Source organism: Pseudomonas migulae, assembly GCF_024169315.1.
Classification (GTDB): Bacteria; Pseudomonadota; Gammaproteobacteria; order Pseudomonadales; family Pseudomonadaceae; genus Aquipseudomonas; species Aquipseudomonas migulae_B.
In genome coordinates this window covers 5,715,614-5,728,374 of sequence record NZ_JALJWR010000001.1, presented here as the reverse complement: position 1 = coordinate 5,728,374, position 12,761 = coordinate 5,715,614, and the positions used below count along the sequence as shown (strand labels likewise).

Here is a 12,761-nt window from a genome sequence, read left to right as displayed (position 1 = left end):
GGGTCCTGTAGGAGCGAGGCTTGCCCGCGAAGGCTGACTATCAGGCGCTACGAGACGCCCGAACCAGACGCAAGGCAGCAATCACCACCGCAAATACCGCCATCGTCGTGTTGTACAACGCCAGCGCCGGAAACCCGAACACCAGCGCCAATACTGCCAACCACCACCCTGCCCGGCCCGGCAACACAAAGCCGATCACCGCTGCCGCCAGGGCCGTCCAGCCCAACACCTGGAAATGAATCATCAGGCCCAGGTTCGAACGGACCACGCATTCCCAGCGACTCGCATCATCGACGCAGAGGCCGACCCACTGCGCATCCTCCATGAAGCCATAACGCGCGCCATAACTGGCGGTCAGCCATAAAGGCAGCAAGACAAGCAGCAGAATCACGGGCAGACGGCGGGACATGTGGCACTCCAATAAGCGAAAACGGCGGCCAGCTTAATCCGCCGACAGCCTGACGCAAGCGTTAACAACAGTTAACTGGGCAGTCAATCGCTGCAAAGTGTATCTTCCAGCTACCATTACTCCGAAATTAGGCCTGTTTGGTGCCGAAGCATGGCACTTTGGCGCACCCCCTGTGGTCATAGCCTGCGAACTTCATCCGGCACCTTTCTCTCTAAGGGATCTAGTCATGCTCCGTTCCTTGCGCTTCGCCGCCCTGTTTGGCGGCCTTATTTTGAGTGCGTCCGCACTGGCGGTCGATATCGACGCCGCCAGTTATGGCTACCCCTTGACCAATCCGTTCGAGGCCACCATTGCGACGACGCCGCCGGACCTGCGTCCGGAGTTGCCGCTGGACGATGACATCGACCAGGAAACCCGCAGCGTCACGTTGCGCCCGGAGCGTGAGTTCGAATTGCCGGACAACTTCTGGCCGGTGAAGAAACTGACCTATCGCATCGCCACTCAGGATAAAGCCGCGCCGCTGATCTTCCTGATCGCCGGCACTGGCGCGCGCTATGACAGCAGTCTCAACGAATACCTGAAAAAGCTCTACTACAAGGCTGGCTACCACGTGGTGCAACTGTCGTCGCCGACCAGCTTCGACTTCATGAGCGCCGCCTCACGCTTTGCCACACCGGGTATCACCAAGGACGACGCCGAAGACATGTACCGGGTGATGCAGGCCGTGCGGGCACAAAACCCGAAAGTGGCCGTCACCGATTACTACCTGACCGGTTACAGCCTGGGTGCACTGGACGCCGCCTTTGTCGCGCATCTGGACGAAACCCGCCGCAGTTTCAATTTCAAGAAAGTCTTGCTGCTCAACCCGCCGGTCAACCTTTACACCTCGATCACCAACCTGGACAGACTCGTCCAGACCGAGGTCAAGGGCATCAACAACAGCACGACGTTCTATGAGCTGGTGCTGGACAAACTGACCCGCTACTTCCAGCAAAAAGGCTACATCGACCTTAACGATGCCCTGCTCTATGACTTCCAACAGTCCAAGCAGCATTTGACCAACGAACAGATGGCCATGCTCATCGGCACGTCGTTCCGCTTCTCGGCCGCCGACATCGCCTTTACTTCAGACTTGATCAACCGTCGCGGCCTGATCACTCCACCGAAAACCCCCATTACAGAAGGCACCACGCTCACGCCGTACCTCAAGCGTGCGCTGCAGTGCGACTTCGACTGCTACATCACCGAACAGGTGATCCCGATGTGGCGTGCCCGCACCGACGGCGGCAGCCTGCTGCAACTGATCGATCAGGTCAGCTTGTATGCCTTGAAGGATTACCTGCACGACAGCCCGAAAATCGCGGTCATGCACAACGCCGACGATGTGATTCTCGGCCCTGGCGACCTCGGTTTCCTGCGCAAGACCTTCGGCGATCGCTTGACTGTTTATCCACTGGGCGGCCATTGCGGCAACCTTAACTATCGCGTCAACAGCGACGCCATGCTGGAGTTCTTCCGTGGCTAAATACCTCCTGCTTATCGCAGCGTTACTCTGTGCAGGCGTCGCCAATGCCGACAACAGCAAAGCCAACGCGCCGGTGGTCATCGACAATGACGGTTTCAAGGAGCCGTTGAGCAAACTCAAATTCAACCCGGGGCTGGATCAGCGCGAATTCGAACGCTCAACGCTCAACGCACTGAACGTGTACGACCCGCTGGAAGAGTGGAACCGCCGGGTCTATCACTTCAACTACCGCTTCGACCAATGGGTGTTCCTGCCGGTGGTCGACGGGTATCGCTACATCACGCCAAGTTTCCTGCGCACCGGCGTCAGCAACTTCTTCAACAACCTCGGCGATGTGCCGAACCTGATGAACAGCCTGCTGCAGTTCAAGGGCAAGCGCTCGATGGAAACCACGGCGCGCCTGCTGCTCAATACCACCATCGGTATTGCCGGCCTGTGGGACCCGGCCACCGCCATGGGCCTGCCGCGCCAGAGCGAAGACTTCGGTCAAACCCTCGGCTTCTACGGCGTACCGGGCGGCGCCTACTTTGTCCTGCCGATCCTCGGCCCTTCCAACATCCGCGACACCGGCGGCCTGGCAGTGGACTTCACCGCAGAGAACGCGATCAACTTCCTGAACGTCGCCGAAGTCAGCTCCAACCACCCGGAAGTGTGGGTCCTGCGCAGCATCGACAAGCGCAACCAGACCAGCTTCCGCTATGGCCAGCTGAACTCGCCGTTCGAGTACGAGAAGGTGCGCTACGTGTACACCGAGTCGCGCAAGTTGCAGATCGCCGAGTAACTCCGGTAGCAATAAAAAAGGCCATTCGATGCGAGTCGAATGGCCTTTTTCATGTACGGAACTTCAAACACCACAAATCAACTGTGGGAGCGGGCTTGCTCGCGAAGGCGGAGTGTCAGTCGATATCTATGTTGAATGACACACCGCCTTCGCGAGCAAGCCCGCTCCCACAGTTGAACAGTGTCAGGCTTCAGCCTTTCACTGTTTTCCAGATCTTGCTGACAACCATCACACCCGCCAACACCACCGCACCCGCCACAATCCCCGCCACCGCATTCAGCAACGTCGGCACGATAAACCCGGCACCACCCGCCCCCGCGCTGACGCTTTCAATCCAGTGATGAACCACCGGCACGCCGTGGGTGAGAATCCCGCCGCCCACCAGAAACATCGCCGCGGTGCCGATCACCGACAGGCTTTTCATCATGTAGGGCGCCGCACGCAGAATCCCGCCGCCGATGCTTTTAGCCATCTGGCCGGGCTTCTGGGTCAGCCACAGGCCGAGGTCATCGAGCTTGACGATGCCGGCCACCAGGCCGTAGACGCCGATGGTCATGACGATCGCGATACCCGAAAGCACGATGACTTGCTGGGTCAGCGACGCCTCCGCCACGGTGCCGAGGGTGATGGCAATGATTTCCGCCGAGAGAATGAAGTCGGTGCGGATGGCCCCCTTGATCTTGTCCTTTTCGAACGCCACCAGGTCGACCGCCGGATCGGCCACGGCTTCGACCAGTTCCGCATGCTCTGCCTGGTCTTCAGCCTTGCTGTGCAGGAACTTGTGCGCGAGCTTTTCGAAACCTTCGAAACACAGGTAAGCGCCGCCGACCATCAGCAACGGCGTGACCAGCCAGGGAATGAACGCACTGATCGCCAACGCCGACGGCACCAGGATCAGTTTGTTGAGAAACGAACCCTTGGCAACCGCCCAGACCACCGGGATTTCCCGCTCGGCGCGCACACCGCTGACCTGCTGGGCGTTGAGCGCCAGGTCGTCACCGAGCACGCCGGCGGTTTTCTTGGCGGCCATTTTGGTCATCAACGCCACGTCATCGAGTACGGCGGCAATGTCGTCGATCAGCAACAGTAAACTGCTTCCTGCCATGAATCTGGTGTCCTTCTTGAATGAATGCTGCGCAGCATAGCGTGGCCGAGCACCACATGGGGCATTCTTGAGCGCTGCGGGAGGCCGGTGCTACCATGCGCAACCGCCAGAACAGGCAAGGAATCACCTGGTTTATGAGCACTATCCGCGAGCGCAACAAAGAACTGATCCTGCGTGCCGCCAGTGAAGAATTTGCCGACAAGGGCTTCGCTGCGACCAAAACCAGTGATATCGCAGCCAAGGCGGGTTTGCCCAAGCCCAATGTCTACTATTACTTCAAGTCCAAGGAAAACCTCTACCGCGAGGTTCTGGAAAGCATCATCGAGCCCATCCTGCAGGCCTCGACGCCGTTCAACGCCGACGGCGTGCCCAGCGAAGTGTTGAGCGGCTACATCCGCTCGAAAATCCGCATCTCCCGCGACCTGCCCTTCGCCTCCAAGGTGTTCGCCAGCGAAATCATGCACGGTGCGCCGCACCTGAGCGCCGACCTGGTGGAGCAGCTCAACGGTCAGGCCAAGCACAACATCGACTGCATCCAGACCTGGATCGACCGCGGCCAGATCGCCCCTATCGACCCCAACCACCTGATGTTCAGCATCTGGGCCGCGACCCAGACCTACGCCGACTTTGATTGGCAGATCACCGCGATTACCGGCAAGGCCAAGCTGGATGAAAGCGATTATGAAGCGGCGGCGCAGACGATTATCCGGTTGGTGCTCAAGGGGTGTGAGCCGGACTGAAAGACCGCGGTGTGGCCATCGCTGGCAAGCCAGCTCCCACAGGTTTCTCTGTTGAATTCAAATGCTGTGAATGACACAAATCTCTGTGGGAGCTGGCTTGCCAGCGATGAAGGCAACTCGGTGCCGACTCAAACCCAGATGGCATCCCAAAGCGGATAGTCCCCAAGCTTTTCAACAAGCCCGGCCCGCAACGGGTTTGCCACGACATACCGGGACAATTTCACCAAATCCTCCTCCCACCTCAACGCCCGGTCGTGATAGCCCTGCTGCCAAAGCGGCCCACCTCTACTACTCGAAAAATTCACCTCCCTCGTAATCAGGGATTTAGTCTGGCGCATCAACGTTCTGAGCGAACAGCTTTCCAATTCGACCAGCCAATGAAAATGGTCGGGCATGACGACCCAAGCCAATGATTTTGCCAATCCGAGATCTTGTGCTCGGCGAAATTGATGAACCACCAATCTGCCCAAAGCGAAGTCGGCAAAAATCGGCTCGCGATCCAGAGTGTTGGTGGTCAGTAAATAGATTCGGCTGGGTTCGGCATAGCGCCCCGTTCGCAGGCGATGTGAAGCAGGTAAATCAGGCATTCCTTTGCCTCTCTCATGATTGGTTCATGAAAAGGCTAGACTTGGAAACTCTGATTGTTGATATAGACTTTTTAGCTGGATGTGTCTGCCAAATAGCAATCGCTGGCAAGCCAGCTCCCACAGGGTCTGATGGTGCCCACAAAATATGTGAACACCGCCGGTCCTTGTGGGAGCTGGCTTGCCAGCGATTACATTTGTTCAGGCGCTAACGATCAGGCAGTAACCCCCGCATCCGCCCTTAACCCCAACGCCTCGATCGCATTGATCGCACACTGCTCGTCGACATCCGACAGATCCCCGCTGATCCCCACCGCACCCAGCACACTCCCGTCCTGATCCCGAATCAACACGCCTCCCGGTGCCGGCACCACACTGCCCTGCCCCAGACTGTTCAAGGCAGCAATAAACGCCGGGCGTTGCTGGGCGTCCAGCGCCAGCAGGCGCGAACCTTTGCCCAGGGCGATGGCGCCCCAGGCTTTGCCGATGGCGATTTGCGGTCGCAGCAGGCTGGCGCCGTCTTCGCGTTGCAGCGAGAGCAGATGCCCGCCGGCATCCAGTACGGCGATGGTCAACGGGGCCGCGGAAATTGCACGCGCGGCGGAGATGGCCTGACTGGTCAGGTTGACTGCCACTTTCAAGGTTAAAGCGCTCATGGTGCCGTCCTCATTTTGTTATAGGGAAAGCGGATGGACTGCGCGTTTGTGCCGCAGTCCGATGCAACAAATAGAACACAATGAGTTATTCTTTTGTATACAATAATTCTCGAAAAGCGCCGCATGCGACGAAAAGCCACAGCAGAACAGGCTTCCGACGAATGAAACAGTCGCTTGAGAAAATGGATTGACCTGCGCCGTCCGCCGTGAATACACTCTGCGCAAAGCCACTTGTATACAATTACAAAACGTAAGAGGCACAAAACCATGAGCAAAATGAGAGCAATCGAAGCCGCCGTTCTGGTGATGCGCCGTGAAGGGGTTGATACCGCTTTTGGCATCCCGGGCGCCGCGATCAACCCGCTGTACAACGCCTTGCAGAAGGTCGGTGGCATCGATCACGTCCTCGCTCGCCACGTTGAAGGCGCCTCGCACATGGCCGAGGGCTACACCCGCACCAAGGCCGGCAACATTGGCGTGTGCATCGGCACTTCCGGCCCGGCCGGTACTGACATGGTCACCGGGCTCTACAGCGCCTCGGCCGACTCGATCCCGATCCTGTGCATCACAGGGCAAGCACCCCGCGCCCGGATGCATAAGGAAGACTTCCAGGCTGTCGACATCACCAGCATCGTCAAGCCAGTGACCAAGTGGGCAACCACCGTTCTGGAACCGGGTCAGGTGCCTTACGCCTTTCAGAAGGCTTTCTTCGAAATGCGTTCCGGTCGCCCGGGTCCGGTGCTGATCGATCTGCCGTTCGATGTGCAGATGGCCGAAATCGAATTCGACATCGATGCCTACCAGCCGCTGCCATTGGCCAAGCCGAGCGCGACCCGCGTTCAGGTGGAAAAAGCCTTGGCCCTGCTCGATCAGGCCGAACGCCCATTGTTGGTGGCCGGTGGCGGCATCATCAATGCCGACGCCAGCGACTTGCTGGTGGAGTTCGCTGAGCTGACCGGTATCCCGGTGATTCCGACCCTGATGGGCTGGGGCACCATTCCGGACGATCACCCGCTGATGGTCGGCATGGTCGGCTTGCAGACCTCGCACCGTTACGGCAACGCCACGATGCTGAAATCCGACGTCGTCCTCGGCATCGGTAACCGTTGGGCGAACCGTCACACCGGTTCGGTCGACGTGTACACCGAAGGCCGCAAGTTCATTCACGTCGACATCGAAGGCACTCAGATCGGCCGCGTGTTCACTCCGGACCTGGGCATCGTGTCCGACGCCGCTGCCGCGCTGACCGTGTTCATCGAAGTCGCCCGCGAATGGCAGGCCGCCGGCAAGCTGAAAAACCGCAGCGCCTGGCTGCAAGATTGCCAGCAGCGTAAAGCCAGCCTGCAGCGCAAGACCCACTTCGACAACGTGCCGGTCAAGCCGCAGCGCGTCTACGAAGAGATGAACCAGGTGTTCGGCAAGGACACTTGCTACGTCAGCACCATCGGTCTGTCGCAGATTGCCGGCGCGCAGTTCCTGCACGTCTACAAGCCGCGTCACTGGATCAACTGCGGTCAGGCCGGCCCGCTGGGCTGGACCATTCCGGCAGCGCTGGGCGTGGTCAAGGCCGACCCGACCCGCAAAGTCGTGGCACTGTCCGGCGACTATGATTTCCAGTTCATGATCGAAGAACTGGCCGTGGGCGCGCAGTTCAAGCTGCCGTACATCCATGTTGTGGTAAACAATTCGTACCTGGGGCTGATTCGTCAGGCTCAGCGCGGTTTCGACATGGACTACTGCGTGCAGCTGTCCTTCGATAACCTGAACGCTCCGGAACTCAATGGTTACGGTGTCGATCACGTCGCAGTTGCTGAAGGCCTCGGCTGCAAGGCACTGCGTGTGTTCGAACCGGGTCAGATCCAGCCTGCCCTGCGTAAGGCCCAGGAGCTGATTGAAGAGTTCAAGGTGCCGGTGATCGTCGAGATTATTCTGGAGCGTGTGACCAACATTTCCATGGGCACCGAGATCAACGCCGTCAACGAATTCGAAGACCTGGCGCTGGTCGGCAACGATGCGCCGACGGCGATTTCGTTGCTTGATTAACTGCTGACCGCTCTCCCCTGCAGGAGCGAGGCTTGCCCGCGAAGGCGACGTACCATTCAACATTGATGTCGACTGACACGACGCCTTCGCGGGCAAGCCTCGCTCCTACAGAGGGGGACCACACATACACGGGAGACCACCATGCCGCGTTTCGCAGCCAACCTGTCCATGCTGTTCACCGAACAGGATTTTCTTGCCCGTTTCGAAGCGGCCGCCAAGGCCGGCTTCAGTGGTGTCGAATACCTGTTCCCCTACGACTTCAGCTCCGCCGAGATCAAGGCCAAGCTCGACGCCAACGGCCTGACCCAAGTGCTGTTCAACCTGCCGGCCGGTGACTGGACCAAGGGCGAGCGCGGTATTGCCTGCCTGCCGGACCGCGTTGAAGAGTTCCGCGCCGGTGTCGACCTGGCCATCGCCTACGCAAAAGTACTGGGCAACACCCAGGTCAACTGCCTGGCCGGTATTCGTCCACAAGGCATCGACGATGCCACCGTGGAAAAAACCTTCGTCGCCAACCTCAAGTACGCGGCCGAGAAGCTGCAAGCAGCCGGTATCAAACTAGTGATGGAAGCGATCAACACCCGCGACATCCCGGGGTTCTATCTGAACAACACGGCGCAAGCCCTGTCGATTCGCGAGCAGGTCGGCAGTGCCAATCTGTTCCTGCAATACGACATCTACCACATGCAAATCATGGAGGGCGACCTGGCCCGCACCATGACCACATACCTGGACGAGATCAACCACATTCAGTTGGCCGACAACCCAGGACGCAACGAACCAGGCACCGGTGAAATCAACTACCGCTTCCTGTTCGAACACCTGGACCGCATTGGTTACCAGGGTTGGGTTGGCTGTGAATACAAGCCGCTGACCACCACGGAAGCAGGTCTGGGCTGGCTGAAAACCCATAACGCGATCTGAACGAACAATACAAAACCCTGTGGGAGCGGGCTTGCCCGCGATGGCGACGGCACACAAGACAAATAGGTTGCCTGACCCACCGCCATCGTTGGCAAGCCAGCTCCCACTATGAATCTGCTGCGTCTCCAAGACTGTATTGCAGCATCGGCATAAAACGAGGAATTTCTCATGGCTAAAATCGGATTTATCGGCACCGGCATCATGGGCCACCCAATGGCGTTGAACCTGCAGAAAGCCGGTCACAGCCTGTTCCTGTCGGCGCACCACGACGCCGCGCCTGCCGACTTGATCGCCGCTGGCGCCGTCGCACTGGCGAACCCGAAAGAAGTCGCGCAAGAAGCCGAATTCATCATCGTCATGGTGCCGGATACGCCGCAGGTCGATGACGTGCTGTTCCGCGCCGACGGCGTCGCGGCCGGTGTGGGCAAAGGCAAAATCGTCATCGACATGAGCTCGATCTCGCCCACCGCCACCAAAGCGTTCGCGGCCAAAATCAACGAAAAAGGCGCGCAGTACCTCGATGCGCCGGTGTCCGGCGGTGAAGTCGGCGCCAAGGCTGCGACCCTGAGCATCATGGTCGGCGGCGATGCCGACGCCTTCGAACGCGCACTGCCGTTGTTCCAGGCCATGGGCAAGAACATCACCCTGGTCGGTGGCAATGGCGATGGCCAAACCGCGAAAGTGGCGAACCAGATCATCGTTGCGCTGAACATCCAGGCGGTCGCTGAAGCCCTGTTGTTCGCCTCGAAAAACGGTGCCGATCCCGCCAAGGTGCGTGAAGCGCTGATTGGTGGTTTCGCTTCGTCGAAGATCCTCGAAGTGCACGGCGAGCGCATGATCAAAGGCACCTTCGATCCGGGCTTCCGCATCAGCCTGCACCAGAAGGACCTGAACCTGGCCCTGCAAGGCGCCAGGGAGCTGAACATCAACCTGCCGAACACCGCCAATGCCCAGCAAGTGTTCAGCACCTGCGCGGCCATCGGTGGCAGCAACTGGGATCACTCGGCGCTGATCAAGGGCCTGGAGCACATGGCGAACTTCTCGATTCGCGATAAATAACATTCGCCGCAATACCTGTGGGAGCTGGCTTGCCAGCGATGCCATCTCTTCGGTCTACCTGAAAGACCGCGGCGCCTGAATCGCAGGCAAGCCAGCTCCCAGAGGACCGCGTCGCAACACCTGCTGTCGTCTTATCCCAATAACAAGAATTCCGGGAGCCCGCCATGTCGGTCGATCCGCAACAATTCCTGCGCGAGCTGTTTGCCACAGCCATCGACGCGGCCCATCCGCAGCAAGTCCTCGAAGCCCATTTGCCCGCCGACCGCACGGGTCGAGTGATCGTGATCGGCGCCGGCAAGGCCGCCGCCGCCATGGCCCAGGTGGTCGAGCGCTGCTGGCAGGGTGAAGTGTCCGGTCTGGTGGTGACGCGTTACGGTCACGGCGCCCCGTGCGAAAAAATCGAAGTGGTCGAAGCCGCGCACCCGGTGCCGGATGCCGCCGGTCAAGCGGTCGCCAAGCGCGTCTTTGAACTGGTCAGCAACCTGAGCGAAGACGACCGCGTGATCTTCCTGCTCTCGGGCGGCGGTTCTGCGTTGCTCGCCCTTCCGGCCGCCGGCATCACCCTCGCCGACAAGCAATCGATCAACAAAGCCCTGCTCAAATCAGGCGCCACCATCGGCGAGATGAACTGCGTGCGCAAGCACCTCTCGGCGATCAAGGGCGGCCGCCTCGGCAAAGCCTGCTGGCCGGCCACTGTTTACACCTATGCGATTTCCGATGTGCCGGGCGACCTCGCCACGGTCATCGCCTCTGGCCCGACCGTCGCCGACCCGAGCACCTCGGCTGAAGCCCTGGCGATCCTCAAGCGCTACACCATCGAGGTTCCGGTCTCGGTGCGCAACTGGCTGCAAAGCCCGGAATCGGAGACGGTCAAACCCGGCGATCCGAGCCTGGCGCGCAGTCATTTCCAATTGATCGCCCGTCCACAGCAGTCGCTTGAAGCGGCGGCCGTGAAAGCGCGTCAGGCGGGTTTCAGTCCGCTGATCCTCGGCGACCTCGAAGGCGAGTCCCGCGAAGTGGCCAAGGTTCACGCCGGCATCGCGCGGCAAGTGGTCTTGCATGGCCAGCCATTGCCGGTGCCGTGCGTGATCCTGTCAGGTGGCGAAACCACGGTCACCGTACGCGGCAATGGTCGCGGCGGACGCAACGCCGAATTCCTGCTCAGCCTGACCGACAGCCTCAAAGGCCTGCCCGGCGTCTACGCGCTGGCCGGTGACACCGATGGCATCGACGGCTCCGAAGACAATGCCGGCGCGATCATGACCCCGGACAGCTACGCCCGCGCCGCCGCCCTCGGTTTGAGCGCCAGCGACGAACTCGACAACAACAATGGCTACGGCTATTTCGCGGCGCTCGACGCACTGATCGTCACCGAGCCAACGCGCACCAACGTCAACGACTTCCGCGCCATTCTGATTCTCGAGAGCCCTAAACATGACGCCTGATAAAAAGGTCAAAATCCTCGCCACCCTCGGCCCGGCTACCGACGGCATCGAAGACATCCGCGAGCTGGTACAGGCCGGGGTCAATATCTTCCGCCTGAACTTCAGCCACGGCGATCACGCCGACCACGCCCAGCGCTATCAGTGGATTCGTGAAGTCGAGCGTCAGCTGAATTATCCCTTGGGCATTCTGATGGACCTGCAAGGCCCGAAACTGCGGGTCGGCAAGTTCGCCGAAGGCAAGGTGCAACTGCATCGTGGCCAGGCCCTGCGCCTGGACCTTGATCCGACGCCGGGCGATCAACGCCGGGTCAACCTGCCCCACCCGGAAATCATCGCCGCGCTGGAGCCGGGCATGGACCTGCTGCTGGACGACGGCAAACTGCGTCTGCGCGTGGTCAGCAAATACGCCGATGCGATCGACACCACGGTGCTCAATGGCGGTGAGTTGTCGGACCGTAAAGGTGTGAACGTACCGCAAGCGGTGCTCGAGTTGAGCCCGCTGACCGCCAAGGATCGTCGCGACTTGAGTTTCGGTCTGGAGCTGGGTGTGGACTGGGTCGCGCTGTCGTTCGTGCAGCGTCCGGAAGACATTCGCGAAGCGCGTGAACTGATCGGTGACAAAGCGTTTTTGATGGCCAAGATCGAGAAGCCGTCGGCAGTCGCTCAACTGCGGGCAATCGCTGAACTGAGCGACGCGATCATGGTTGCCCGTGGCGACCTCGGCGTTGAAGTACCGGCCGAAAGCTTGCCGCAGATCCAGAAAAACATCATCAGCGTTTGCCGCGAGCTGGGTAAACCGGTGGTGGTCGCGACGCAGATGCTCGAGTCGATGCGCTTCTCCCCGGCGCCGACTCGCGCCGAAGTCACCGATGTGGCCAACGCCGTGGCCGAAGGTGCGGATGCGGTGATGCTGTCGGCGGAAACCGCGTCCGGCGAGTACCCGATGGAAGCCGTGCAGATGATGAGCAAGATCATTCGCCAGGTGGAAAACGGTCCGGACTATCAGACGCAACTGGACGTCAGCCGACCGAAGGCCGAGGCGACCGTTTCCGATGCGATCAGCTGCGCGATCCGCCGCATCAGCAACGTGCTGCCGGTGGCGGTGCTGGTGAATTACAGCGAATCGGGTGCGTCGAGCCTGCGTGCGGCGCGGGAGCGGCCGACAGTGCCGATTCTGAACCTGACGCCGAACTTGCAGACGGCTCGCCGTTTGACGGTGGCCTGGGGCGTGCACTCGGTGGTGAATGATCGACTGCGCCAGGTGGATGAGGTGTGTTCGACGGCGCTGGAGATTGCGCAGGCACAGGGCATGGCGCAGCGCGGGGATACGTTATTGATCACGGCGGGTGTGCCGTTTGGGCAGCCGGGGTCGACTAACTCGTTGCGTATCGAGACGTTGATCTAGAGCGCCCATACCGGCCTCATCGCCATCAGACTGGCTCCCACATTGGTTTTGTGTCGATCACGGAATCAAGACTGAACAGAGATTC

At 60.0% G+C, this 12,761-nt stretch carries 12 protein-coding genes; 8 read left to right on the top strand and 4 right to left on the bottom strand.

Annotated elements, in window-relative coordinates; all coding sequences use genetic code 11:
• Positions 1–40: 40 nt before the first annotated feature.
• Positions 41–409 carry a hypothetical protein gene (locus J2Y86_RS26305; protein WP_253438383.1) on the bottom strand — a complete coding sequence of 123 codons (369 nt, stop codon included), beginning with the start codon at positions 407–409 and terminating at the stop codon, positions 41–43.
• Positions 410–635: 226 nt separating this feature from the next.
• On the opposite strand from J2Y86_RS26305, the gene J2Y86_RS26300 reads away from it, so the two are divergent.
• Complete coding sequence (locus tag J2Y86_RS26300) at positions 636–1,934, top strand: serine/threonine protein kinase (RefSeq protein ID WP_253438380.1); 1,299 nt, start codon at positions 636–638, stop codon at positions 1,932–1,934.
• The gene (locus tag J2Y86_RS26295) at positions 1,927–2,715 is read left to right on the top strand and encodes an MlaA family lipoprotein (RefSeq protein ID WP_253438378.1); all 789 of its coding nucleotides are present in this window, start codon (positions 1,927–1,929) and stop codon (positions 2,713–2,715) included. Before J2Y86_RS26300 ends, J2Y86_RS26295 begins: the two co-directional genes overlap by 8 nt.
• Before the next feature lie 190 nt (positions 2,716–2,905).
• On the opposite strand, the gene J2Y86_RS26290 is transcribed toward J2Y86_RS26295, so the two are convergent.
• Positions 2,906–3,820, bottom strand: coding sequence for a DUF808 domain-containing protein (locus J2Y86_RS26290; protein WP_253438375.1), 915 nt, complete (start codon positions 3,818–3,820; stop codon positions 2,906–2,908).
• Positions 3,821–3,954: 134 nt separating this feature from the next.
• On the opposite strand from J2Y86_RS26290, the gene J2Y86_RS26285 reads away from it, so the two are divergent.
• Positions 3,955–4,560 (top strand): TetR/AcrR family transcriptional regulator, encoded by a 606-nt coding sequence (locus J2Y86_RS26285; RefSeq protein WP_253438372.1) that lies wholly within the window; start codon positions 3,955–3,957, stop codon positions 4,558–4,560.
• A 128-nt stretch (positions 4,561–4,688) separates the two neighbouring features.
• Here the strand turns inward: J2Y86_RS26285 and J2Y86_RS26280 are convergent, their stop codons facing one another.
• Both J2Y86_RS26280 and J2Y86_RS26275 read right to left on the bottom strand, forming a co-directional pair.
• Positions 4,689–5,147, bottom strand: a complete 459-nt coding sequence (locus tag J2Y86_RS26280; protein WP_253438370.1) for an REP-associated tyrosine transposase — start codon at positions 5,145–5,147, stop codon at positions 4,689–4,691.
• Between the two features lie 212 nt (positions 5,148–5,359).
• Positions 5,360–5,800, bottom strand: coding sequence for a GlcG/HbpS family heme-binding protein (locus tag J2Y86_RS26275; protein ID WP_253438367.1), 441 nt, complete (start codon positions 5,798–5,800; stop codon positions 5,360–5,362).
• A 267-nt stretch (positions 5,801–6,067) separates the two neighbouring features.
• On the opposite strand from J2Y86_RS26275, the gene gcl reads away from it, so the two are divergent.
• The 5 genes from gcl to pyk all read left to right on the top strand — a co-directional run bounded on the left by gcl (position 6,068) and on the right by pyk (position 12,676).
• A complete protein-coding gene (gcl, locus tag J2Y86_RS26270) occupies positions 6,068–7,843 on the top strand; it encodes a glyoxylate carboligase (protein ID WP_214381608.1) in 1,776 nt (591 codons plus the stop codon).
• A 141-nt stretch (positions 7,844–7,984) separates the two neighbouring features.
• Entirely contained in the window at positions 7,985–8,767 is a 783-nt protein-coding gene (gene hyi / locus J2Y86_RS26265; protein WP_253438364.1) for a hydroxypyruvate isomerase, read from the top strand.
• 168 nt (positions 8,768–8,935) lie between these two features.
• Complete coding sequence (locus tag J2Y86_RS26260; protein ID WP_253438361.1) at positions 8,936–9,826, top strand: 2-hydroxy-3-oxopropionate reductase; 891 nt, start codon at positions 8,936–8,938, stop codon at positions 9,824–9,826.
• 164 nt (positions 9,827–9,990) lie between these two features.
• Complete coding sequence (locus J2Y86_RS26255) at positions 9,991–11,271, top strand: glycerate kinase type-2 family protein (RefSeq protein WP_253438358.1); 1,281 nt, start codon at positions 9,991–9,993, stop codon at positions 11,269–11,271.
• On the top strand, positions 11,261–12,676 hold the full coding sequence (gene pyk / locus J2Y86_RS26250) for a pyruvate kinase (RefSeq protein WP_253438355.1): 1,416 nt from the start codon (positions 11,261–11,263) through the stop codon (positions 12,674–12,676). The genes J2Y86_RS26255 and pyk overlap by 11 nt, the downstream gene beginning before the upstream one ends.
• The last annotated feature ends 85 nt before the right edge of the window (positions 12,677–12,761 follow it).